The sequence below is a fragment of the Acinetobacter sp. WU_MDCI_Abxd143 genome, assembly GCF_025514195.1.
In the GTDB taxonomy this organism is placed as follows: domain Bacteria; phylum Pseudomonadota; class Gammaproteobacteria; order Pseudomonadales; family Moraxellaceae; genus Acinetobacter; species Acinetobacter pittii_H.
Genome location: NZ_JAHPTH010000001.1, coordinates 399838 through 424144, shown reverse-complemented (window position 1 = coordinate 424144; position 24307 = coordinate 399838). Strand labels below are relative to the sequence as shown.

The 24307-nt window shown below is 35.0% G+C and carries 28 protein-coding genes and 2 pseudogenes; 21 read left to right on the top strand and 9 right to left on the bottom strand.

Annotation, left to right across the window (positions count from 1 at the left end):
* Positions 1-186: 186 nt before the first annotated feature.
* From KTI79_RS01990 to KTI79_RS01960, 7 genes and pseudogenes are all read left to right on the top strand, one after another.
* A pseudogene (locus KTI79_RS01990) lies at positions 187-455 on the top strand (hypothetical protein).
* A 309-nt stretch (positions 456-764) separates the two neighbouring features.
* Positions 765-1223 carry a hypothetical protein gene (locus KTI79_RS01985; RefSeq protein WP_032054048.1) on the top strand — a complete coding sequence of 153 codons (459 nt, stop codon included), beginning with the start codon at positions 765-767 and terminating at the stop codon, positions 1221-1223.
* A 155-nt stretch (positions 1224-1378) separates the two neighbouring features.
* Entirely contained in the window at positions 1379-1579 is a 201-nt protein-coding gene (locus tag KTI79_RS01980; RefSeq protein WP_005073749.1) for a hypothetical protein, read from the top strand.
* Between the two features lie 166 nt (positions 1580-1745).
* Positions 1746-2318, top strand: a complete 573-nt coding sequence (locus KTI79_RS01975; RefSeq protein WP_032054047.1) for a lysozyme — start codon at positions 1746-1748, stop codon at positions 2316-2318.
* A gap of 567 nt (positions 2319-2885) precedes the next feature.
* A complete protein-coding gene (locus KTI79_RS01970) occupies positions 2886-3128 on the top strand; it encodes a hypothetical protein (RefSeq protein WP_032054046.1) in 243 nt (80 codons plus the stop codon).
* A 192-nt stretch (positions 3129-3320) separates the two neighbouring features.
* Entirely contained in the window at positions 3321-4427 is a 1107-nt protein-coding gene (locus KTI79_RS01965; RefSeq protein ID WP_086376110.1) for a minor capsid protein, read from the top strand.
* A gap of 162 nt (positions 4428-4589) precedes the next feature.
* Positions 4590-4853 (top strand): hypothetical protein, encoded by a 264-nt coding sequence (locus KTI79_RS01960; RefSeq protein ID WP_032054044.1) that lies wholly within the window; start codon positions 4590-4592, stop codon positions 4851-4853.
* A gap of 55 nt (positions 4854-4908) precedes the next feature.
* Here KTI79_RS01960 and KTI79_RS01955 read toward each other — a convergent pair whose 3' ends face one another.
* Positions 4909-5763, bottom strand: coding sequence for a DMT family transporter (locus KTI79_RS01955; RefSeq protein WP_032054043.1), 855 nt, complete (start codon positions 5761-5763; stop codon positions 4909-4911).
* A 197-nt stretch (positions 5764-5960) separates the two neighbouring features.
* Between KTI79_RS01955 and KTI79_RS01950 the strand changes: the two genes are divergently transcribed.
* The 4 genes from KTI79_RS01950 to KTI79_RS01935 all read left to right on the top strand — a co-directional run bounded on the left by KTI79_RS01950 (position 5961) and on the right by KTI79_RS01935 (position 8310).
* On the top strand, positions 5961-6830 hold the full coding sequence (locus KTI79_RS01950) for a LysR family transcriptional regulator (RefSeq protein ID WP_016140648.1): 870 nt from the start codon (positions 5961-5963) through the stop codon (positions 6828-6830).
* 183 nt (positions 6831-7013) lie between these two features.
* Positions 7014-7145: a hypothetical protein gene (locus KTI79_RS01945; RefSeq protein ID WP_032054042.1), complete on the top strand. Its 132-nt coding sequence runs from the start codon at positions 7014-7016 to the stop codon at positions 7143-7145.
* Positions 7146-7417: 272 nt separating this feature from the next.
* The gene (locus KTI79_RS01940; protein WP_032054041.1) at positions 7418-7705 is read left to right on the top strand and encodes a hypothetical protein; all 288 of its coding nucleotides are present in this window, start codon (positions 7418-7420) and stop codon (positions 7703-7705) included.
* 242 nt (positions 7706-7947) lie between these two features.
* A complete protein-coding gene (locus KTI79_RS01935; RefSeq protein WP_032054040.1) occupies positions 7948-8310 on the top strand; it encodes a NirD/YgiW/YdeI family stress tolerance protein in 363 nt (120 codons plus the stop codon).
* Positions 8311-8399: 89 nt separating this feature from the next.
* Here the strand turns inward: KTI79_RS01935 and KTI79_RS01930 are convergent, their stop codons facing one another.
* Positions 8400-8906 carry a GNAT family N-acetyltransferase gene (locus KTI79_RS01930; protein WP_032054039.1) on the bottom strand — a complete coding sequence of 169 codons (507 nt, stop codon included), beginning with the start codon at positions 8904-8906 and terminating at the stop codon, positions 8400-8402.
* Between the two features lie 382 nt (positions 8907-9288).
* Between KTI79_RS01930 and KTI79_RS01925 the strand changes: the two genes are divergently transcribed.
* The 3 genes and pseudogenes from KTI79_RS01925 to KTI79_RS01915 all read left to right on the top strand — a co-directional run bounded on the left by KTI79_RS01925 (position 9289) and on the right by KTI79_RS01915 (position 10999).
* Positions 9289-10401, top strand: coding sequence for an OmpW/AlkL family protein (locus KTI79_RS01925; RefSeq protein ID WP_086376109.1), 1113 nt, complete (start codon positions 9289-9291; stop codon positions 10399-10401).
* 44 nt (positions 10402-10445) lie between these two features.
* A pseudogene (locus KTI79_RS01920) lies at positions 10446-10544 on the top strand (hypothetical protein); the annotation flags it as partial.
* 26 nt (positions 10545-10570) lie between these two features.
* Positions 10571-10999 carry a hypothetical protein gene (locus tag KTI79_RS01915; RefSeq protein ID WP_032054037.1) on the top strand — a complete coding sequence of 143 codons (429 nt, stop codon included), beginning with the start codon at positions 10571-10573 and terminating at the stop codon, positions 10997-10999.
* 61 nt (positions 11000-11060) lie between these two features.
* Here the strand turns inward: KTI79_RS01915 and KTI79_RS01910 are convergent, their stop codons facing one another.
* Positions 11061-12647 (bottom strand): ATP-binding cassette domain-containing protein, encoded by a 1587-nt coding sequence (locus tag KTI79_RS01910; RefSeq protein ID WP_032054036.1) that lies wholly within the window; start codon positions 12645-12647, stop codon positions 11061-11063.
* Between the two features lie 261 nt (positions 12648-12908).
* Positions 12909-13352 (bottom strand): universal stress protein, encoded by a 444-nt coding sequence (locus KTI79_RS01905; protein ID WP_002115225.1) that lies wholly within the window; start codon positions 13350-13352, stop codon positions 12909-12911.
* A gap of 290 nt (positions 13353-13642) precedes the next feature.
* Here KTI79_RS01905 and KTI79_RS01900 point away from each other — a divergent pair, with 290 nt between their 5' ends.
* The 3 genes from KTI79_RS01900 to KTI79_RS01890 all read left to right on the top strand — a co-directional run bounded on the left by KTI79_RS01900 (position 13643) and on the right by KTI79_RS01890 (position 14910).
* On the top strand, positions 13643-13870 hold the full coding sequence (locus tag KTI79_RS01900; protein WP_032054035.1) for a hypothetical protein: 228 nt from the start codon (positions 13643-13645) through the stop codon (positions 13868-13870).
* Between the two features lie 175 nt (positions 13871-14045).
* Positions 14046-14219, top strand: coding sequence for a hypothetical protein (locus KTI79_RS01895; protein WP_032054034.1), 174 nt, complete (start codon positions 14046-14048; stop codon positions 14217-14219).
* A gap of 247 nt (positions 14220-14466) precedes the next feature.
* Positions 14467-14910 (top strand): RDD family protein, encoded by a 444-nt coding sequence (locus KTI79_RS01890; protein WP_032054033.1) that lies wholly within the window; start codon positions 14467-14469, stop codon positions 14908-14910.
* Positions 14911-14966: 56 nt separating this feature from the next.
* Here the strand turns inward: KTI79_RS01890 and KTI79_RS01885 are convergent, their stop codons facing one another.
* Complete coding sequence (locus tag KTI79_RS01885; protein ID WP_032054032.1) at positions 14967-16142, bottom strand: benzoate/H(+) symporter BenE family transporter; 1176 nt, start codon at positions 16140-16142, stop codon at positions 14967-14969.
* A gap of 186 nt (positions 16143-16328) precedes the next feature.
* Here KTI79_RS01885 and KTI79_RS01880 point away from each other — a divergent pair, with 186 nt between their 5' ends.
* Entirely contained in the window at positions 16329-16802 is a 474-nt protein-coding gene (locus KTI79_RS01880; protein ID WP_032054031.1) for an Lrp/AsnC family transcriptional regulator, read from the top strand.
* A gap of 51 nt (positions 16803-16853) precedes the next feature.
* Here the strand turns inward: KTI79_RS01880 and leuE are convergent, their stop codons facing one another.
* From leuE to KTI79_RS01865, 3 genes are all read right to left on the bottom strand, one after another.
* On the bottom strand, positions 16854-17504 hold the full coding sequence (gene leuE, locus KTI79_RS01875) for a leucine efflux protein LeuE (protein WP_032054030.1): 651 nt from the start codon (positions 17502-17504) through the stop codon (positions 16854-16856).
* A gap of 73 nt (positions 17505-17577) precedes the next feature.
* Positions 17578-18567, bottom strand: a complete 990-nt coding sequence (gene tal, locus KTI79_RS01870) for a transaldolase (protein ID WP_086376108.1) — start codon at positions 18565-18567, stop codon at positions 17578-17580.
* Positions 18568-18697: 130 nt separating this feature from the next.
* Entirely contained in the window at positions 18698-19591 is an 894-nt protein-coding gene (locus tag KTI79_RS01865; RefSeq protein WP_086376107.1) for a LysR family transcriptional regulator, read from the bottom strand.
* 90 nt (positions 19592-19681) lie between these two features.
* Here KTI79_RS01865 and aceI point away from each other — a divergent pair, with 90 nt between their 5' ends.
* Positions 19682-20116: a chlorhexidine efflux PACE transporter AceI gene (gene aceI, locus KTI79_RS01860; protein WP_050679108.1), complete on the top strand. Its 435-nt coding sequence runs from the start codon at positions 19682-19684 to the stop codon at positions 20114-20116.
* Between the two features lie 65 nt (positions 20117-20181).
* Here the strand turns inward: aceI and KTI79_RS01855 are convergent, their stop codons facing one another.
* Positions 20182-21750, bottom strand: a complete 1569-nt coding sequence (locus KTI79_RS01855; RefSeq protein WP_032054027.1) for an acetyl-CoA C-acetyltransferase — start codon at positions 21748-21750, stop codon at positions 20182-20184.
* 235 nt (positions 21751-21985) lie between these two features.
* Between KTI79_RS01855 and KTI79_RS01850 the strand changes: the two genes are divergently transcribed.
* On the top strand, positions 21986-23377 hold the full coding sequence (locus KTI79_RS01850) for a 3-oxoacyl-ACP reductase (protein ID WP_017725281.1): 1392 nt from the start codon (positions 21986-21988) through the stop codon (positions 23375-23377).
* A 74-nt stretch (positions 23378-23451) separates the two neighbouring features.
* Positions 23452-24306, top strand: a complete 855-nt coding sequence (locus KTI79_RS01845; RefSeq protein WP_032054026.1) for a MaoC/PaaZ C-terminal domain-containing protein — start codon at positions 23452-23454, stop codon at positions 24304-24306.
* The last annotated feature ends 1 nt before the right edge of the window (position 24307 follow it).

Here is a 24307-nt window from a genome sequence, read left to right as displayed (position 1 = left end):
TTGAGAGCTAAATTCAAAAGTAGAAATCTAACATTTCAGTGTAGTTATAAAATAAGACATTTTATCTATAAATTAAAAAAATATAAAAATTAATTACATTGCTATCAAAAGGTAACATAAACAAAACTTTAAAAGAGAAAAAATCATTATAAAAATAAGTAAATCCATAAAAGTATCTAGAAAAATATGAGTGAAGTAATGAAATCTCATAATGAGAGTAAAGCCACCAGAGTTGTAGCGTGGTGCATAATTTTATTTGGAATTGTTTTAGGAATAGCCTTTATTTTGTCATATGGGCAAGTCGAAACAAGAAATGATAATTTAGATATTATTCAAATATGGTCCATAGAAATGGTCACTATAGGTCTTTTTATTATATTTAATGGACTGTTGTTTGGTTATCTATTCTAAAAATTAGTAGTATTTTGAATCATCTGGAAAATAATAAAAATTAATAAATTTTATTGAATAAACTTTATTATAAGATTCCCTTTATATTTTAAATAGGTAAGGTAAGCTTTAATTTAAATTATTAATAATTTATAGCAAAGATTGAAAGTAAATTTTTCAAAAAAGACTTTTTATATAAGAATTAATGTGATTTATTTTGCATTTTATTATTGATTGTGTGATTGGTTCTATTGTTAACTTGCAAAGCACCTATACTTTTTACATTCGGTTTATGAGTTTTACCCTATATTACATAAAAAAATAATAGATTAAAAAAGTATATGAATATACTCATAAGAAGATAGGAGGTTATGATGCCAAAATATCTAGCTATAGCGGATAAGATTTATAAAAAAATTAAAAATGACAACTTGTTTTCTGATGACATGATAGAGAACTTAAATTGTTTGGTCGGTCTTATTCGTAATACCATAAAAGGGACTGAATTTAAATTAAAGTATAACTTTATTAATTTTGAAGACTGTTTAACCAAGCCTTCTGAGCAATGCTCAGTAAAAATTGATTTTAGTCTTATACCTAAATTTGAAAATGAAGGGGAATTTATTTTATGGTTAGCGGGATTTATTGAAAGGATTACTGAGGGTGGAAAACCCAAATTTCCACCAATTTCACAGTTAGTGCCTCAAGGTTTTAGTCTGGGAAGTGAAAGTATTCCAGTTACTACTTTGCCTGAAAAAGAAGAAAATGCAGAAATGATTGTTAATTATTTTAAATCAGATGATTACCTTAAAAATAATAAATTACCCTCTTAAAAATATGTAAAATTTACAAACCGCCTATTATGGCGGTTTTTTTAAGCAAATGTATCTTAAAGTGTCTGTTACACAAATGATGAATGTTTAGGGTTGAATGTATCTTTCAATTATTTAAGCATGGAATAACACAAGTTAAGTAAAGGATAAATTTCATGATTGATGAAGAAAAACCCTTAAATTTTGACGATGATGAAGAACCTCTTGATTTTGCAGATGAAGAATTTATCGATGATAAAAAAGAGGATGAGTTATATAACACCATTACTAAAGATGGCTCTAGTGTCGATCCAGCCGATGATGGTGAACGGCATATTCGACCTGAAGATGGTGATCCGATAGAAGTTGAAGAATAACCTATAGCCCAATTCATATTGGGCATTTTAATTTTCAGAGTATTTTAAAGAAATATTAATACTAGAATTGTTCTACCATTAATGACTTAAAAATTGAGAGTTAAGCATTGAGACTAGAGTTGTGCGGCTATATCTTTTTAGAAAACGTAAGATGATTGGGAATTAAATGCAAAAAATATTGGATTATCTTCGCAAGTTTTTTACTGCTATGTCTCGGTCAAGTGATGCTAATAATAGTCTCATTGCTACAGCAACTGATAATGGCACTCAAGAAGTTGGTTTCGCCGTTGATGAGATGTCTCTTAGTCGGGAAGGGGTAAACCATATTTGTAATTTTGAAGGACTAAGATTCAACGCTTATGACGACGGAGTAGGCGTGTGGAGTATCGGTTATGGCACAACCAGATACCCAAATGGTTCGAGCGTTCAAAAAGGTGACACATGTACTCTTGAGCAGGCCAAAGCATATATGCAGCATGATTTAAAAATTTTTGAACGTGCAGTCAATGGTGCTGTAAAAGTTCCTTTAAAGCAAAATCAATTCGATGCATTAGTCTCTCTAACCTACAACATTGGGACGGGTGCTTTTAAAAACTCGACCTTACTAAAAAAATTAAATTCAGGTAATTACAAAGAGGCTGCAAATCAGTTTGATGTATGGGTAAATGCAGCAGGTAAGCGTTTACCGGGATTGGTGAGACGGCGTGCCATGGAAAAGAAATTATTTCTCGCTTCATAAATTTTTTATAGGGTTTATATCAAAAAAGCTATTCCAGTCTTTATATAAAATTAGGCATAAAAAAAGCCTGATGCTACGAATCAGGCTTCAGTATTCATCGACAATAGGAGTTGATGAACAAGACCAATCTAACAGACCTGTTCAGTAAAGGCAAACCGAGGCTTGAATTGCTGAGTCAGATAAAAGTAATTTTTCCAAATTATAAGCATTAAAAAAGCCCTTGCTCGAAAGCGAAGGGCTTAGTCATTCATTGATCTACCAATGAACTATATAAGGCTCATCTCATACTAAGAACAGTATAACTGAATTTAAGGGAGCAGAGAAGAAAACCTTTAAATGGTTTTCTTATTCTATTTGTACTTAATTTATTGAGGCATATAGCAAGTTACATCAATAGTAAACCAAGACACAAAAATTGCACTTTGCATTTTTGAGGGTGTGGTATTTGTGTGTAGGCCCCGATTAGATTGGCTTTGAGAAGGAAAAATAGTGGTCTTTAAATGGTTCAAATAACATTTGGAATGAACATTTTGAAGAATCAGGGCGGATGTAAGCAAGGAAGTAAATATGAATTTGATTAGATTAGAAGAACTCTCATTGATGAGTAATGCGGTTTTGACACCTCAATTAAACAATTGGCCATGTATACAATCAACAAATTTAGAAGATACTGATTGTCAGAAGCATAGAGAAAGTTTCTCCGAACAATCTGATAAAAAATTTCATAAAGAATGGCGAAAACAACAAAAGAAAATACTTAAAAATATTCCGAGTAATGCTGTATTACTCAGTATGAAAGACTCTATTTAGTCTAGACATTAGACAATTTTATAAAGACATAAATTACAAGGATGAGCTGTTAGCTAAATAACTTTACGTAGCTACACTTGTTAGTCATAACTTCTTCTAGAGATACTGAAAATATTAATAAATAACGAATAAGTAAGGTAAGACGGGCAAATAGAAAATAACAAAAAAGGCACTTCTGTAGAGGTAATTTTTATGGTTAATCTTCACCAGAAATCACTTTTTGATGTTCTAACACAACATCAGGCTTATCTATATCGAGCATCCTCAAGATCGGTCAATGAGCTTCTTAATTTATTTAACTCCGAAACGGTTAGCATGCTTACCAAGTTAAGTAATTTGTTAGATGGACTAAATGAGAAGGAAAAAACAGCGCTAGCAGGCGGGCTTTACTCAACAGTTCCATTAAAAGAGATACGTGCACTAATTTCTCAATGGTTTAATGTAACGAATGATGCACTCATTGATACGTTTACCGTCTCTGCTGTGGCATTGGCTGTCTATGAAGCCAGATATATGTCAAAAATTTTTGGTGGTAAACATAAAGAGGTAAAAGGTGAACAGCTTTATAAAGCTGCGAAACGTGTTCCTTTAGCAGGTGGCGCATTGGTAGATGAGTTGCTCTTGAAAATTGTTGAGGTGGCGCGTCAACGTGTCGAGTATGCAATTCGGGATGGCCTTAATACTGGAGCCACAAATCAACAAATTATTCAAAGGATTCACGGCACCAAACGCCTTAAATATGAAGATGGACTATTAAATAGCACAAAGGCGGATATTGAACGAACTGTACGTACAATTCGAAGCCATATATCCAATCAGGCCTATTTAAATAGCTATAAACAGTTAAAGTTTGAATATGTCAGATTTGTAAGTGTCCTTGATGGAAGAACATCCAAAGTATGTGCTGCACTTGATAGCAGTGTCTGGACCATCAATGATCCTACAAAGAAAGTTCCCCCTCTACATCCTCATTGCCGTAGTATTTTAATTCCAACACATGGAGATGGTCAGCTCGTTGGCAGCCGAGCTTTCATTATGGATGAAAGAAAATTTAAGGATATTCCTAAGATTGAACGTGAACAATTAACTGGTCAATTAGATGCAAATACATCTTTTAAAGAATTTTTTAAACTAACAGACGATTTCTTTCAAAAAGAGTGGCTAGGACCTAAAAGGTATCAACTATATAAAGAAGGGGAATTCGACTTTGATAAGTTTTTTGATCCAGAAGGGCGGTTATATACACTTGAGGAACTTAAAGAACTGGATGAGCGGGCCTTTAAAATATTGGGATTGTGAGATAGAGCAGCAGTATTTGAAATCGGTTTTTTATCTTAAATAATTTTTTTGGTTTTAACTAAATATACACACTTAAACAATTAGTTGAAAAAAGTTTCCATAATCTTGTCAGATAGCATGTTAAGTTTTTCTCAATCATAAAAATTTAAAAAGGATGAGAATATGAAATTTTCCTACCAAGATCTTGATGGAAATAATGTTGAAGTGGAATGTGAAAGTTATATCCATATTCCATCAGGAGCGGGCGTAAAATCTACGGAAGCCGGCAATTATCATATTACTGAAAATTTTAGCTTCTATAAAAAAATAGAAGCTGATTCTGTACCCATCTATCGATTTGCTATTGATCGCAATTCTAATGTGTTTAACAGTGATGAACTTCCCGCACTCGCTCAAATCGGCAAAGATTGGAAAAATTTAGACTAGTTTTTAATTCTTCTAAAGCCCTCACACGAGGGTTTTAGACTAAATTTTAAATGAATTATTTCTTTTTAAATACAAGCATTAAGCCTACTAAAATTGCCATCATTCCGATTAAACCTGCCAGTGGCAACTTATTTTTCAAAATTAGAAAATCTAAAATTGCAGTAACGACAGGGACTAAATAAAACAGGCTTGTAACATTTACAATATTGCCCTGACTTAGAAGTCGGTAAAGTAAAAGTTGAGCAACTACAGAAATTAAAATTCCTAGAAATAATACCGAAATAATGAGTTGTGAATTCCACGTTATTTCAAAATGTTCAAACGGAACTATAAATAAGCAAACGACAAGACTGACTACATATTGGAGCGGTAAGATATCAGTTGGAGCTTGTTGAATATTCTTTTGCATGATGGCGCCAAACGTTATACAGATCAGTGCAGCCAAGGCAAAGAATATGCCGGTTGGAGCGATAAAAAACATAGTCAGGCTTTTCCACACTAAAAGGATGAGTCCGGCTAAAGCAATTAATAGCCCTAATAATCTTTCTTTTTGTAAATTCTTTTCTAGAAGACAAAGTGTCAAGATTGGCTGTATTCCCATGATTGTTGCCATTAAACCAGGAGTAACCCCGTGAGCCATCGCTTTAAAATAACAGATTGAATAACCTGCAATCATGAGGAGACCAGTTAATAAAACTTGCTTTCGAGTTCCGTGCTTGGGTAAGAACCTTTTTCTGAAAACCGCAAGTAACAACAGAACAATCAAAGCGATAGAAAATCTTAGAATTAATAAAGCTATGGGTGAGGCATTATCGAGTCCCCATCGAGTAAAAATCGCGGCACTTCCCCAAAGTAAAACAAAAATAAATGTCGCACTTTGTGATGCGAGTAACTGTTTATTTAGGCGCATAAAACCTCCTCCTAGTGCGTAATATCTAAGAAATACGAAGTGATAAAATTATTTGCAGGTACAGTGATTAAAGGTTTATTTAGTCATTAAGCAATTCATGGATAACTTCTTCTAATTTCAGTATGAGAGAGACAACAAATAAAGAAAAGCGCATAATTCTTTTATATACTATTTGAAAATCGAATAGATAAATCCTCATGAATTTAAAAAACCTACAGATCGATTGGTTAAAGTGTTTTGTCACCGTCGTAGATACAGGCTCGCTATCGAATGCAGCACCTGAGTTATACCGTTCACAGTCTGCTGTTAGCATGCAACTAAAAAAACTTGAAGAAGCGCTACATTGCCAACTTTTAATACGAACACATCGACAAATTGAATTAACGTCGCAAGGGCAGCTACTTTTAGGTTATGCACGTCGTATTCTTGACTTGCATGCTGAAGCTCAAATGGCATTTCACGGAGACGAACTGAAAGGGCGTATACGTCTTGGGGTGCCCGATGATTATGCAGCGAAATATTTAACACCCGTACTGAAGCGTTTTGCGCCACGTTACGGAGGAGTTGAAATCGAGTTAATCTGTGAGCAATCTACTTCGTTAATACCGCGGGTAGAAAGTGGGGATATAGACTTGGCATTAATTTCAAGAGATAACGCTCGTCAAGGCACACTTTTATTTCATGAACCGATGGTGTGGGTAGGCTCTCCACAGTTTGAGCTTTGGCGAGAAGACCCGCTTCCAATTGCAGTTTATGAAAGTACCAGCCAAGCCAAAAAGAGTGCGATTAATTCCTTAGCATTACAAGGACGCCGTTATCGTGTGGTATATAACAGTTCAAGCTTAGCAGGCCAAATTGCAGCAGTTGAAAGTGGTTTAGCAATTGCCGTGTTCACACAGTGTAGTGCACCTGAGCATTTAACGATATTGGGGGCCGATCATGGCCTTGGACCTTTAGAACCGATGGAAGCCGCTGTCTATCGCAGTAGGGCATCTTTAGAGTCAAAAGCTGTAGATCACTTATATGACTTACTCATCAAAACACTCCGGCATTCGGTTAATGTTTGATTTTAACATTTTGGGGAACTACTTATATTTGTTTGGACATTTTGTTTTTAAATTTAAGTTAGGACTAAATAGCTTTACATTTTTGCGTTAAATCTACAAAAAAGCCTAGAAACCTATGCTGATCGTAAAACTAATAAAAAGTATTTATTAACTCATTAATCTAAACAATTCATGAGGTGAAACATGACAAAAATTATAGCATCCTTAGGTTTAGCTGCTTTTATTGCTTTAAGTGTGAGCGCTTGCCAAGGTGAAAACGATACAAATCAGCAAGATAAAACCACGACTCCTCATTCAATGGATAAGGATTCATAACCTCGTTAAAACTCTAAAGCCCATCGTAAGATGGGTTTTTTTATATCTTTTATTCTTATCCTAAAGTGTGATTTATAACTCAAAAAAATTATTTTTAATGGCACTGTTCAAAATATGTTGACTAGTACACTTGGTTTTAAATATATTTAAATTCGAAACTCATTATTTTAAATAGAACTCTATATTTAAAATAACTTGTTTAAATATCATCAGTTCAGAAATTTAACCTTTAAATTTGATTATAAAAATATAAATGAATCAAGGAGGTGGGTATGGATGCTAAATTTCACTCTGAAAATGATTATGGTTTTATTTTAAATATATTGAACCATTATGTCGTGATAAAAAAGTCAGTAAAAGATAACTATTATCCTTATGATTCATTTGGTTATCTTCTTGCTCTTTATCAGCCGCTAAAAGTCTATATTCCTCAGCTTCCACACCCGAAAATTTATATTGAGATTGGTGGCATTTCCTATGACAGAGTAATTGTTATGCAAACAGAAGACGAGAAAGAAGCCATGAATGTTTTAATGGAATTAGAACAGCTTGTTGTTTAAAAATTAATTGATTTTTTTATGCGTTCAATTTACTTATGGAAACTTTTTCTTGAGTAAATTGGACACAAAAGCTTAAGTGAAAATAGTTTTAACCCGAGAACTCATAAAATTATTCCATGTTTTAATTAATATTTTTTTTAAACAACACCTCTAGTAAGATACAAAAAACCACAAAAGCTAGATCTATAACTTTAAAAGAATTTGTTTATATATCTAAGACTATTAAAAAACAGGTAATTGTAATGAAAAAAATACTTTTAACAGCATTGGCTGGATGTGCTTTATTAGGTAGTAATGCTGTGATGGCTAAACCAGATGCTGCTTTATTAAAAGAAGCGACAAAAAATGTAGTCACAGTATCTAAAATCAAAACTTTGGCTGATGAAGCTGGGGTAACTTTAACAGGGACCATTGTAAAGCATATTGCTGGTGATCATTTTGAGCTCAAAGATGCAACCGGTTCAATCATAATTGATATCGACGATGACTTATGGAAGCCTCTACAGTTAAAAGCAGGGGATAAAGTCCGTGTGGTTGGAGAGGTAGATAAGCATAGAGTTAAACCTACCGATATTGAAGTTTTTCAGATTGAGCGAGTTAAATAAAACAATTTAATTTGCCTAAATTGTGTTCAGATTAATTAAAAAGAAAACTCCTACTTTTAGGAGTTTTTTTTAAAGACAATAACTTTCTATTATTTTGTCGCATTAAACGCCTCATGGTATGTGACATGCGCTTTTGGAATATTGCCGGAGAAAGTTAGAGCTAGAAAATACTCACTCGGTACATCAGGCAAGATCAGCTCAGGATAATTTTTAAAACCAAATCGGCTGTAATAGTTGGGATCTCCTAATAAAACACATCCTTTTGCACCTAAGTTTTTTAATTTTTCTAGTGATTTATTCATCAGAAGAGTACCAATACCCAGCCCCTGTTTATTTGGATGAACGGAAATAGGGCCTAAACCGTACCACCCCGTTTCTCCTGAACTTATTTGAACTGGAGAAATAGCCACATGTCCAACAATAGCGCTATCTTCAGTTGCAACTAGGGAGACTGTAAGTTGTCCGTGAGTTCTTAGACTATTAACAATAAAATGTTCGGTATGACTCGTATGCTCAGCATTTTGAAAAGCTGCTTTGGTTAGTTTTTCTATTGCTTCAATATCTTTGTCTTGCTCATCACAAATAATAATATTCATTAAAAATTCTTCCAGATTTGTTGATTAGCTATAGGGTTTAACAGTTAGATCAGTTCGCTTCATTGGTTTTTGTTGAAATATCTATGAAGGAAAATTAAATATCTAGCTAGATTCTAATTTAAATAATTCAGTCACGATAGCTAGCCTATATAGCCTACTTATTTTTATTTATTTTACCATTCGTTAAATTATTTTTAATTTTACTTATGTCATTCGTCAGAAAAATTAGATAACTATTTCATATAATTAATTGGATATATTGATAGATTTATCTAAATTAATATCGTTTAAAAAATATACTGATTGATAAAAAAGGCAACTTGGCTATATTCCATACATATATTGCAAAAGCAGCAATATATATTTCTAGGATGGAATAAAAATGAAAAAAAGAGTAATAAAAATAGCAATATTGAGCTCATTATCTGTAATCACAAGCATGAGTTATGCGCAGGAATTTAAAAGATTCTCTGTGTCTGCTGGTTGGTTACATGTAATGCCACAAGGTAAAGCTAATCCGTTTAATATTAATACCGCTATTAAAAATGGAACCACAGCTAAAGTCGGTACTATTTCAACAACAAGCTTTTTAAACTCAATTGATCCCAATGCTACTATGACTGATATGGGAGGAGGGGTTTGGAATTTAAAAGAATCCCTTACAGAGTTTTTAGCTCAACCCGAAATCCAAGAACAACTTACAGACGGTAATGGGAATATTCTAGCTGATGTTGCTGGTACAGCCCGAATTGAGGGATTGGAAAGCTGGCAGCAGCAAGATGCGGGACTAGAAGTTGATGATGTAGATACATTGGGATTAACCTTTAACTATTATTTGAATGATAATGTGTCTTTACAATTTATTGGCGGTATTCCACCTAAAGTTGATGTTAAAGGCAAAGGAGAAATCTTAGCACCGCTAAGCGGAAACGCAGTGTCTCCTCATGGTCTAGTTCAGTATCTTTTCCCTGATGGCTTTGCCTTAGGTCAAGCAATCCCTATTACCAACTTAGGAAATAAATCTAAAGCGGCATCTATTCGAGCGTGGACGCCCACGATAGAAGCACAATATCAGTTTGGCAAAAGCGGGGTAAATAAGTTTAGACCATACATTGGAGCGGGCATAATGTATGCCCATTTTAATGATATTAAACTTAATGATGGAATTCACTCTGATTTAGTCTCGGCAGGTCATATGATTCAAAATGTCTTAGATGGCAAAGCAGGCGCGGCTTTAGACCGAAAAGAGTCGAGCGGAAAAATGGTAGTTAATGTCGATACAGATGATGCAATAGCACCTATCTTTACTGCTGGTTTTACCTATGATTTTAATGACTCATGGTACACAGTTGCTTCTGTATCTTATGCGAAACTAAACAACAAAGCTCAAATTGATGTAGTCAATCAAAATACGGGAACTCGATTAATACATGCAACCACCAAAGTTGATATTGATCCGTTGATTACCTATTTAGGGGTAGGATATCGATTCTAAGTTTTAAAAAAGGTATCTCAGAATTAATAATATTAAGTTTTTGAGATACCTTACTTGTTACTATTTATAAAAAACAACTATTACTTATTAAACTCATACATAAAGTAAAATTCTATAAGACTATTTTTAATATAATAATTTAAAAATATTTTGAGATGAGAGATGGAAATTGAAAAAAATCATTAAAACTTTATTCTTAACAACATTAATCTCAACGACTTCATTTACTATTTATGCAAAAAACATTGAACAAAAAGTTAATTTTTTACAAGGTTCACCGCATACTAATTTAACTGGAAAATTTCAGGGTTACGATGATGTACGATATAGAATTTATGCAAAAAAAGGACAAATTTTAAAATTTGATATTAATAGTCTTGGTAATTTAGCTTACGTTAATATTTTTGCACCCGGAACAAAGCCCGGTAAAGATAAAGCATTATTGATTGGCTCAACAGTAGGTTTTAAAGGAGAGCTAATTTTACCAGCCGATGGTGATTATATTATTCAGGTTTATCAAATGCGTAATAGTGCCCGTAAAAATAAAACTGTGAAATATAATTTAGACCTTGAACTTTCAAATAAAGTAAAAAAATAAGAATTGATAAAATTTACTAGCTCTCAAATGAGAACTAGTAAATTTGCAATAGTCTGAAAAGCTATTGGGTTAATATAAATGACTCACTTATACCGCAATTTTCTACAAATAGGGGATCGTGTGAAATGAGTAATACAGCACCCTCATAACTCTGAATTGCATGAGCGAGTAACTCCCTAGATTCAATATCTAAGTGATTTTCGGGTTCATCTAATAACAGAAGTTCAGGTGTAGGTTTTATCTGACTAAGGGCCAATAAAGCTACTTTTAGTTTTTCCCCACCACTTAGCTGAGACAGTAGTTGTGTACCTTTATCACCGCGGATTCGGAGTTGACCTAATAAATTCCGCCACTCGACTTCTGAAAGCTCACTATTCATGTGGATTAGATTTTCAATCACCGTCATTTCATCACATAAAAAGCTAAAGTTTTGGTCCAGATAAAAGCACTCTATAAATAAGTGAATGCTTTCACATGGCTGCTTGTTCTGTTCATAAATTGCTTTAAGCAAAGTTGACTTTCCAATTCCATTTTGTCCAGTTATGTGAATTTTTTGAGCAGCTTGTACTGCTAGATTAATGGGTTTTTGAGTTCCATGAGTCAGTTTAAGTTTTTTAATACGAAGAATTTCACCTGATTTCTTCTGAAAAGTTGGGAACACAAACTGTTGAGGTTTGACAGTTTCAAGAAGTATTTTCTTGTCTTTTAATTCATTTTGACTGTTCGAAATCTGTCGTTGATGTTGAGTCTGTATAGCGGCAATACTTTGGCCTGCTTGCTCCTTTTTAAAGTCGAGCAAAATTTTGGCTTGAGAATTTGATTCTCTTAATTTATTACCAGCACGCTCACGTTTTTGAGCTTTCATTAATACATCATGCTGCTTTTGCTTCATGTGTTTAACTTCACGTTGGTTTTGTTGAATAGATTGCTCTAGAGCAGCAATATTGGTTTGATATTGTTCATAAAATTTTTCATAGTTTCCTGTGGTGTGCTGTAGTCCATGTTCATTTAAATGATAAATATGGTCTACTTCATTTAATAAAGTCCGATCATGGCTAATAATCAGTCCACCTGCTGGGTGTTTTTTCAAATGATTAATTAACCATTGCCTAGATTCCTGATCTAGATGATTGCTAGGCTCATCAAGTAATAGATAGTGGTCTAATTTTAAAAATAAACAGCTTAAAGCCAACTTGGTTTTTTGGCCTTCACTTAAATTTTTAACTGGGAAATATAAATCTGTTGGTAGACCAGCTGACTCTAAGAGGTTGTTCCATAAAGTGGGTAGGTCCCATTTACCTTCCAATAAATCATAATCTTCAAAGCTAGCATCACCTTGTTCAACTCTTTTAAAAGCCTGATAAATATCTAAGATATCTAAGGCTTCGGCAATGGTCAGCGCTGCCAAACGATGTAATTGAGGTAAATACGAATGCTTTACATGCCAAGATATTTGCCCAGAAATAAAAATTGAATCTGCTGCAAGTGTCTCATTTAACATTTGCATAAGCAAAGATTTACCTTGGCCATTACGACCAATTAGAGCAGATAGCTGATTCGATTCAAGACTAAAATTTAGATGCTTAAACATTACCTTTGAAGGGAACTCTAAGGTAATTTGCGATATTACACATGCCTGCTGAGTCATAAAAAACCTCATAAATACAGGATGTACAAAATAGGATAATGATAATTTTTTAATAGAGACGGTAAATCACAAAAATAGTCTATTTTGCACATCAAAAAAGAAAAAATTGATGAGAAAAAAGACTTACTTCATTGGCGTGACTCACGAAATTTGAGGGAATAATGAACTATTCTATAGCGATTTTAGGTCAGTGTAAAATTTCTAGAAGTTATTCTGTTAAAAAACCCAATCATTAGATTGGGCTTTTGACTTTCTAGAGATTTACTCTTTTACGACTAAAACTTGAATTTTAGTGCTATTTAAAACATCTTGAGCAAAACTGCCTAAAATTAGTTTTTGGAAGCCTTTACGACCATGTGAACCAATCACAATCAAATCAGAACCTAAGTCTTCTACAGCTTTCAAAATACCATCCGAAGAAATTTCACCCTGGATGATTTGAGTCTCAGCATCAATACCTTCTTCTGCACATAAAGCTTTTACTTTAGCGAGGGTCTTTTCTGCATTGGCACGAGCTTCAACAAAATAATCTTTTACAACAGGTGAGATGTAATAAAAATCTACGCCACTAAAAGGGTCTACCGCAACTAAACTAATGGCAGTCAATTTACTACCAAATGCCTTTGCAATGTGAGCAGCCTGTCTAGCTGCTGCTAAAGAAATTTCAGAACCATCTACTGGTACAATAATATGTTGATAATTCATGATGTTATTCCTCTTATTTACAGTTGTTATATGTATGAAGCTTTTATTAATTAAAGATTAACATATTTCATTCTTTGGAGACATCTATTCAATTGAAAGTAATTGAAATTAAATAAAAATGATATAAATCATTATTTTGATTTAATTTTTTAGTTTTCTGTAAACGGGTGGACACACTAAAGAAGTAAATCTTTAATAATTACATGAAAATTACAAAAAATTACTATTCATATTTCTGTCACATAGAACCCGTATAACAAAATAGTAAATTTAGGGGGAGAGAAAGGAAGATGGCAGATTTAACAGCAAAGAAAGTAAATAAGCTCATTGAAGAGTTTCGTCAAACAGGTAAAGAACCCCAAAAATTAATCATTGGCTACAAAACTTATGCCAGACTTATGACTGAAGATAAATTTGCAGAAAAAGTTGTTCCTTCACTTGAAAATTCAAAAGAACGTTTATATAAAAATCTAAAAATTAAACTTGTAACTGAAAAACATTATTTTGAAATTAGCTAAAAATTATGTGATCTACATCACTAGTTATTAAAGTAAAGTAACACTAAATAAGTTTAATAACATGATTATTGTATGATGATACAAATTAATAGTGTAACCAACATTTGAAAACAGCAATCGTTTATAAACTCGATAGAATAAATTGCTTTTATTTTAAGTAGTGGAATAAATTGAAATGCCAACATTCAGTGTAATTATATTCTATATTTTATCTATATTAGGTGCTATAGCTGTTATTTATGGAATAATCAATTTAAGTATCTTTTTAATTGTTATTGGATTGGGTCTATTATTTTCAGCATTATTATTAAAAAAAGAATTTAAATTAGATATTTTATTTTGGAAATAAATATTATATTTATTTTTAATTTAATTTTCTTAAACTAGAAAAAGTATTTCAATATAACTGACATAAAAAGTGTCAGTTTTAAAATATTAAATTAAGTTTTATTTTGATCAAAATAATTACAATAAAATGTAAAAGTAGAAAAGATTAAATTTATTTAAATATTTAAAAATAAAAAAGTTTCCTTTAGGATAAAAGTAAAATTGTAAGAACGTTTTAATCTATTAAACAATAACAAAGTGAGGTGAGCATGTCTTATAAGTATGAGTATGCAGGGTTCTGGTTAAGATTTGGTGCAATGATTATTGATAGTCTGATTCTTTTTTTAGCAATTATTCCAGCCGCATGGATTTTTTATCGGGGAGATTATGACTTAGTATTTGCTACTGGCTTAAGTAGTCAGCCACAAAATTATTTGTTCGATCTTATTATGAACTATGCATTTCCTTTCTTGTATTCAGTTTTATGTTGGTTGTATTTTGCGGGTACACCTGGCAAACGTTTAATGCGATTAAAAGTTTTAGATGAAAAAACAGGCAATAAGCTCACAGTCATGCAAAGCATTATTCGCTATATTGGCTACATTCCATCAATTTTAGTGTTTGGCATTGGCCTTTTCTGGGTTGCATTTGATGCTAAAAAACAAGGTTGGCATGACAAAATGGCAAAAACAGTCGTAGTCAGAGAGCTATAAGAATTATAGCAAAAGCGTTCATAGCATTGAAAATAGGGAGCTATGAACGCTTTTTATTAGTTTCTTTTGGTTTTAAATTTAAGTATTACAAATACAATGATACCGACAATTAATCCCCAAAATGCTGAACCAATACCGAAAAATTGGATACCCGAAGCACTACATAAAAACGTAAATAATGCAGCTTCACGTTCTTCAACTTGGGCAAAGGCAATTGCTACGTTGTGGCTAATCGTACCCAGTAAAGCGATGCCTGCCAAAGCTACAATAAAAATGTGAGGAAATGACATCAATAAACTTGTGAGTGTGGCAGCAAACAAGCCCATTAAGATGTAGAAAAAACCACAGCTCATGCCCGCAATATAGCGTTTGCTTGGGTCAGGATGAACTTGGTCATCTAAGCTTACCGCAGCACTAATCGCAGCAATATTTACGGTGTAACAACCAAAAGGGGCAAGCAAAGCTTGAGTTAAACCTGTCCAGCCAATGAGTTGGTTAACGTGTGGTTTATAGCCATAACTTTTGATCATGGCAATTCCCGGTAAATATTGGGAGGCCATATTAATCACAAACAGTGGTAAAGCTAAGCCCAACAGTGCTGACCAACTAAAGTCCGGACTAATCCAAACAGGTTTTGCTAAAGACCACTGAAGTGTAGGTATATGAAATTTTAAAAAAACGGGGCAGAGGGCAATCCCTGCAATTGCGGTAAATACAATGCTGTAACGCGGCCACAATCTTTTTGTAATGACATAAATGCTAAGTAAGGACAAAATAAATGCCCAATCATTTTGTAAACTTGCGAAAAGTGATATACCAAATTTGAGTAAGACCCCTGCAAGCATGGCACTTGTTAAACTTTGAGGAATATATGACAAAGCTTTTTGAAAAATACCTGAAAAGCCTAAAATAGCAGTGAGTAAACCACCCACTAAAAAAGCACCAATCGCTTCATTTAAACTATATCCACTGCCTGTTGCCATAATTAAAGCAAGACCAGCGGTTGACCAAGAAGTCGCTACGGGATATTTAAATTTCCAAGAAAGAATGAGTCCCGATAAGCCAATTCCTAGACCTAAGGCCCAAAACCAAGAGGTAATTTGTTCAGGTGAAGCACCTAAAATTTGAGCTGCTTGAATAACTAAAACGGCCGAAACACTAATACCGATTAAAAAGGTAATAAAGCCAGCAAATACTGCCGGAATTGAAAAATCTTGAAGAATCTTTTGCATAATACGTGTTCTAAATCCAAGAAAAGTTTATAGGCTTCTGCCATGGCTTCCAGTTGGGGTGAATTTAACAATTTTTTTTAAGAAGGTGCTTTCTATTTTGAGTCTAAAAAAGAAATAATATTTTTAAAATATTGAATAATGCTATTATTTATTTCATAACTAATAATTAATTTGGGATATTATTTTATGGAAGAGCAAGCTGAAAATTTGACGCCACTTGAACTGAAAATTATGCGTGCTTTACAAGAAAATGGACGTTTAAGTAATGCTGAGTTGGCAAAACTTGTGGGCATTAGTACATCATCTTGTTGGAATCATACTCAGCGCCTTTTTAAGATTGGGGCCATCTTGGATGTTCGTGCTCGGATCAATCCAAGCATGGTGCAGCGTGATACGGTGGTGTTAGTCGGTGTAGTTTTGGATCGTTCAACTCCTGATAGCTTTCAAGCATTTGAACAAGCTTCGGGTGATTTGGAAAATGTTTTAGAGTGTTATCTCGTGGCGGGAGAAGTCGATTATTTTCTAAAAATTCGTGTTAAAGATTTAGCAGCGTTTAACCGATTTCATAGTGAAAAGATTATTGCCTTACCTGGAGTAAGACAAGTCAGAACTTTTTTTGTACTTAATGAAGTTAAAACAGATGGCATGCTGGACTTTTAGCAGTTCATGATGTTTTAACTTTCTAATGCAAAAGTTATTAGATTAAAATAATTAAATCGTAGAGGTGGCTAGTTTTAAACCAAATCCGAAAAATAGAATTCCTACTAAAAAGATTCCGCTTGCTGCAATTTTATGGTTCTCTTTAAAAAATGCCGAGAGTTTAATCCCAGAGAAGATTAATGCAGTTAAATAACTAAAGCTAATGATCTGTAAAATAATTGCTAAAATTAAAAAGCTCAGAGCAGGATAAGTATAATCTGGTTCAACAAATTGAACAAAGAAAGAGAGGAAAAATAAAATCGCTTTAGGATTGAGTAAACTAATACTGAGTGCTGTTTTATAAGGATGAACTTTATCTAAAGCGGGTAAATCGGCCATTTCTGGCTGAGTTTGATTACGTTGTTTCCAGCGTTGAATACTGCTTTGTAACAGTTTAAAGCCTAAATAAGATAAATAAAGTGCACCTGTTAATTTAAGAATGACAAATACCCATGGAAATGCTTTAAGTAAAGACGCAGCACCAAGCACTGTACACAGCATTAAAATAAGGTCACCGGTAAAAATACCGAATGCACCCATATATCCGGTTTTAATGCCGTAACGTGAAGCAATTGACATCACATAAAGAGAATTGGGTCCGGGCAATAACACAATTAGGAATGTACCAATAATATATGTTGTTAAATCTGTTATGCCGAACACGAGAAACCCAATAAAAAACCGATTTTTGTCATGATAACAAAAATCGGTGATTTTGTATGAAAAGTGCAGTTTTTTAAGATTTTATTTCCGCATCAATTCCAAAAGACTGACGTAACAAAAGGCTTAATTGGTCACGTGCTTTGATAAAGCCATCAACACCGCCTTGTAAAAGCTGGAATGCCATTAAGTCATGGTTAAGTTCATCTTTAAAACTTTGTTCATCTTGAGCTGGTCGAACAATCGCTTCTGCTTGTTTTGCTTGAGAGGCATCAAGTGCTGCATCGACTGTACGAGTATCTTGCTCAAGCTGCGTTAGTAAGCTTGGCGAGATGGTTAGCAAATCACATCCAGCTAGACCAAGTACTTGGTCGATGCTACGGAAGCTTGCACCCATCACTTGAGTTGGAATGTTTTGTTGTTTGTAATAGGTATAGATTTTCTTAACTGAAACCACACCTGGATCTTTTTCGATAGGGTAAGCGTCTACACCTTCAGCTTTTTTGTACCAATCTAAGATACGGCCTACAAACGGCGAAATTAAAGTTACTTTTGCATCTGCACATGCTTGAGCTTGATGTAAACCGAAAAGGAGGGTGAGGTTACAAGCAATACCTTCAGCTTCTAACACTTTAGCAGCTTGAATCCCTTCCCAAGTCGAAGCAATTTTAATCAGAATACGTGACTGATCAATCCCATAACCTTTGTAAAGTTCACATAATTCATGTGCTTTTTGAATGGTTGCTTCAGTGTCATATGAAAGAGCAGCATCAACTTCTGTTGAAACTCGGCCTTCAATCAGTTTTAAAATTTCTACACCAAATTTTACGGTTAAAATATCAATGGTTCTTTCGATTAACTCATCGTTGCTATAGCCTTCTTCTTTGGCTTGATAATAAGCATCTTCAATGAGCTCTTTACTTTCTGGTTGTTCTGCTGCTGCCGTAATCAATGAAGGATTAGTCGTCGCGTCTAATGGACGGAATTTACGAATTGCATCAAGGTCACTACTGTCGGCAACAACGGTCGTTAATGTTTTTAATTGGTCAAGTGCTATATGAGTCATTGATATTCAACATCTTCAGTAATAAATCTTATGTTTTCTTTATAGCACAAAGTCTATTCATGCTGTCGATATATCAATTGTTATATTTCAAAGAAAAACGTTTAGGTTCTGCATCTAAATTGAAATAATTTTAAGGCACCTGTTGCATTCTTTGCGTACGGATATACTCAATGAGATATCTAGCAGCGGCACCAAATTCACTTTCCCGGCTCCACACCAAATCAACATAATATTCAAAGCGTGGAGTGAAATCTAATAAATCCAATACTTTAAGTTTATTTTTTAATTCTGGGTTTTCTTTAAACATTTCTTGAGGAAGAACGCCCCAACCTAGATTACGTAAAATCATTAAACAAGCAGAGTGGTGGTTGTCTGTACGCCAGTAATGTTTTGAAAAGAGTAATTCAGGCTTTAAAGTCTCATCTCGGCTTGCAACTACAATTTGTCGTGTAGTGAGAATCTGTTCATAAGTAACTTGATTTTGACCTGCGAGGGGATGGTTATTTGAAATAACCGGAATTAGAGCCTCACGTTTAAGCTCTACAAATTGTTCTCTGTTATCTAGGTGCTCACGTTCAAACATCAGTGCTAGTTGGGCAGAACCATCTAATAACATTTGGAGTGCATCTTCTTGAGGGGCAGAGACAATATTAATTTGTAGGTCTGGAAAACGGCTCTCTAGAAGACAAATATAGTCTGTCCAATTGGTGTGTAAAAGTTCAGACACAATCACAATAGTTAAATTAGCTTCCAAACCTGTACTTAACGCGTGAGCATGCTGTTTCCATTGATTCATCTCAATTAAAAGCTGAGAAGTCTTTTCATATAACACCCGTGCTTCGTCAGTAGGGACGGGTTCGCGGCCTTTACGGTCAAATAAAGTTAAGTCCAGATCAATCTCTAAGTTGGCAATAGACATGCTTACAGCCGAAGGAACTTTGCCAAGTTTACGGGCTGCTGCAGAAAAAGAGCCGGTCTCAATCACGGCTTGAAACATGAGTAGTTGTTCTTGATTAATATTCATCTGTCAAAAAAATTGAAAGAACCTGATTGGATTAATCAATATTATAAAAATAAAATGCACATTATCCAAGTTATTATTGAGTATTTAAAAATGTTGATTTCCAAGAGAAGACTCATTCATGCAATCAGTTATGAAGGAATTTTATTGGTCATCATTGCGATTGCATTAAGTTTTATTTTTAACATGCCGATGGAAGTGACCGGAACACTCGGCGTGTTTATGGCAGTGGTTTCAGTTTTCTGGAATATGATTTTTAACCACTATTTCGAAAAAGTAGAGCATAAATATAATTGGGAAAGAACGATCCCTGTACGGATTTTACATGCGATTGGTTTTGAGGGTGGTTTGCTGATTGCGACTGTACCAATGATCGCCTATATGATGCAGATGAGTGTTATTGATGCATTTATTTTAGATATAGGTTTGACCTTATGTATTTTGGTTTATACCTTTATTTTCCAGTGGTGCTATGACCATATTGAAGATAAGTTTTTCCCAAATGCTAAAGCGGCATCACTTCATTAATTCACATAGATTGAAATGAAATAAGCACCCAAATGGGTGCTTATTTTGTTAGTTCATTATAGAAATTATTTTTCTACAATCGCAACCACACCTTCACCGCCTGCTGTACAGATCGAGATTAATGCGCGGCCTGAACCTTTTTGATTAATCAATTTAGCAGCAGTTGCTAAGATACGACCACCAGTTGCAGCAAATGGGTGGCCTGCACCTAAAGATGAACCATTTACGTTCAGTTTAGAACGGTCAATTGAACCCAAAGGTGCATCTAAACCAAGACGTTCTTTACAGAATTTTTCATCTTCCCAAGCTTTCAAAGTAGACAGTACTTGAGATGCGAATGCTTCATGGATTTCGTAGAAATCGAAGTCTTGAAGTTTAAGGTTTGCACGCTTAAGCATACGAGGTACTGCATAAGCAGGAGCCATTAACAAACCTTCTTTAGGACCGCTCTTACCAATGAAGTCAACAGCTGCTGTTTCAGAGAAAGAAAGGTAAGCTAAAACTTCATGACCGTTTTCTTTTGCCCATTCTTCAGAAGCAAGCAATACAACAGAAGCGCCATCAGTTAACGGAGTTGAGTTACCTGCTGTCATTGTTGCAGTTTCGCCTTTACCGAAAACTGGCTTCAATTTAGCAAGTTTTTCAACTGTGCTGTCTGCACGTAAGTTGTTGTCACGGTTAAGACCTAAGAAAGGAGTCATTAAGTCATCAAAGAAACCACGCTCATAAGCAGCAGCAAGTTTTTGATGGCTGCTTGCAGCTAATTCGTCTTGTGCTTCGCGAGTGATACCCCATTCTAAAGCAGTGATTGCTTGGTGCTCACCCATTGAAAGGCCAGTACGTGGTTCACCGTTACTTGGTGCATCAAGAAGCTTTTTAAAATCAATTTTTGTTAAAGCTTTCAGGCGGTCTTTACCAGTTTTAGCTACATTGAGCTCAAGTAAAACTTTACGTAAACCATCGCCTACAGCGATCGGAGCATCAGAAGTTGTATCTACGCCACCTGCAATACCTACGTCGATTTGACCAAGCGCAATTTTGTTAGCAACAACAAATGCTGCTTGTAAACCTGTACCACATGCAATTTGGATGTCATAAGCAGGAGTTTCAGGAGCAAGATCTGTGCTCAATACAACTTCACGAGTCATGTTGAAGTCACGGCTATGTTTTAAAACAGCGCCCGCAACAACTTCACCAATACGCTTACCTTGTAAATTAAAGCGCTCAACCAAACCGTTTAATGCTGCTGTCAGCATGTCAGAATTAGACGCTTTAAAATAAGCAGTATTTGAACGTGCAAATGGAATACGGTTACCACCAATAATTGCAACGCGGCGAACAGTGTTTTGGCTCATGGTTTTATCCTGTTGAACAGAAGTTTTGGTTTTTGTTGCTTTTGGTTCTGCAGCTACATTTGAAGATGTAGAAGTAGTTGCTGTAGCGGCGCTCTTAGTACGGGGGCTACGTGCAGGTGCAGTCGTTGAACGAGTACGTGTCGTTTTTGGAGTATTAGTTGCTGCTTTAGGGGTAGTGCTGTTACGCTTAGCCGTGTTAGAAGCCGGCTTTGATGTATTTGACACTTTTTCCTGAGCAGAATTTTCGACTGCTGGATTTTCTTGAGTTGGTTTGCTCATAAGGCTTTTCCAAGCATATTAACGATATTCTTATAAGCTACCTTAACACAATTCAAATAGACCTGTATTGACTAGAATGACATTGTAGATAGCATTCAGGTCAAGACATCCAAAGATGAAGTCAAGTATGATTTGGAGTAACTCTAATGAACGACTGCTTTCATATTGTTTCTATCCATCTCATAACATAATGAAGCCTGTCGTAGAAAATTCATTTCTTTGAGAGATAATAATCATGACTGATCAATACCAAGCATTTACACAATCTCCTATTGGTAAATTCGTTGTTAAAAATCTGGGTTTACCATCGCCAGTTGTATTAGAGCGTTTTGAAAGTGCTCAGCCAGTAGTGAATGGTGCAGTATTGGTTGGCGCAGCGCCGTCAAGTGTATTGTCTGGTGCGATTGCACAAGTACTTAGCAATATTCATGCAGATAGCTATGTAGGCAATAATGTTGCTTTACAACAAGAAGCTGCAAAAGTTGGTTTAAATTTACGTCCATTCAATGCGGGCGATAAAGAATCAAAATTCAAAGCAGTTGTATTTGATGCCTCTGGTATTCAAAACTCAGAACAGTTAAACGAACTTTATAAATTCTTTAATCCGATTGCACGTCAAGTTGCGACTTCTGGTCGGGTGATTGTTATTGGTACAACACCTGAAACTGCAAAAACTGTAAAACAGGCAATTGCTCAGCGTGCACTTGAAGGCTTTATCAAATCTGTAGGTAAAGAATTTAAAAAGGGTATTACTGCTCAAGTTGTTTATGTTGATGAAGGTGCTGCTGCAAACCTTGAATCAACTTTACGTTTCTTGCTTTCTCCGCGTTCGGCTTATGTATCTGGTCAAGTGATTCGTGTATCTAAAGCAGATGTAGTTGATGTTGATTGGGCAAAACCGCTTGCTGGTAAAACTGCGTTGGTAACAGGTGCGAGCCGTGGTATTGGTGAGGCAATTGCACATGTGTTGGCACGTGACGGCGCGCATGTTATTTGTTTAGATGTACCTCAACAACAAGCTGACCTTGACCGTGTAGCGGCTGATATTGGCGGTTCTACATTAGCAATTGACATTACTGCTGCTGATGCGGGCGAAAAAATTAAAGCTGCTGCGGCAAAACAAGGCGGTTTAGATATTATCGTTCATAACGCGGGTATTACACGTGACAAAACTTTGGCAAATATGAAGCCTGAGCTTTGGGACTTGGTAATTAACATTAACTTATCTGCTGCTGAACGCGTAAATGACTACTTGTTAGAAAATGATGGTCTAAATGCAAATGGCCGCATTGTTTGTGTATCATCAATTAGTGGTATTGCTGGTAACCTTGGTCAAACAAACTATGCTGCATCGAAAGCAGGTGTAATTGGCCTAGTGAAATTTACTGCGCCTATTCTAAAAAATGGTATTACCATCAACGCGGTAGCACCTGGTTTTATTGAAACTCAAATGACTGCGGCAATTCCATTTGCGATTCGTGAAGCTGGCCGCCGTATGAACTCAATGCAACAAGGTGGTTTACCTGTTGATGTAGCAGAAACAATTGCATGGTTTGCATCAACTGCTTCTACAGGCGTAAACGGCAACGTTGTACGAGTGTGTGGTCAAAGCTTGTTGGGCGCTTAAGCACTTTTAGCTAAATAGGGGTGCTTGTGCATCCCTTTTTTATTCAAGAATCTATAAATTATAAAAGGTTAGGTATGAATACTCGTCATTTTAGCCAGCTACCAAAAGCGGCATTGGCTTATCCAAAAGTTGTGCAAGGTTTAATTTTTAAAAAGCCGAAAGGTCCAAAAATATTACCGCAAGTTGAATATGTGGTAGATACTTTAGAAATTGATCAGAATCACCTCAAAGCTTATAACGAAGTATGTGGTTTTCAAAATAATGGCTTTGTACCAGCAATTTATTTGGCGGTGCTTTCTCAAAGTTTGCAAATGCACATGATGACGGCAGAAGCCTTTCCATTTCCAATTTTAGGTTTAGTCCATATTCGTAACCAGATTAAACAGACCAGACCAATTGCTGTGTCTGAAAAATTAACTTTGTCATGTAAATTTGGGGAACTAAAACCGCATGATAAAGGTGTTCAGTTTGATTTTATTACCACGGCAAAAGTTGGCAATGAAGTGGTGATGGAAGGCTTAACGACTTATTTATCTCGCCAAAAAGTCGAGAAAAGAGTAGGTGAGAAAGCCAAAGAAGAACAAGCACCAGCTTATGTTCCAAAGTCAGAGTGGAATATTTTAGAAAACACAGGTCGCCGTTATGCGAAAGTGTCTGGTGATTTTAACTTAATTCACATTCATGCCATTACTGCAAAAGCATTTGGCTTTAAGCAAGCCATTGCGCATGGTATGTGGAGCAAAGCTAAAGCATTAGCAAACCTTGAATTACCAGATGCTTATGAAGCAGATGTGTGGTTTAAGCTGCCAATGTTCTTACCGTCAAAAGTTGAGTTTTTAACTGCAAATGCAGATAAAAAGACTGATTTCTTGATTCGTAATGCGAAATCACAAAAACCGCATGTTGCAGGAACTGTAAAAGCATTATAAA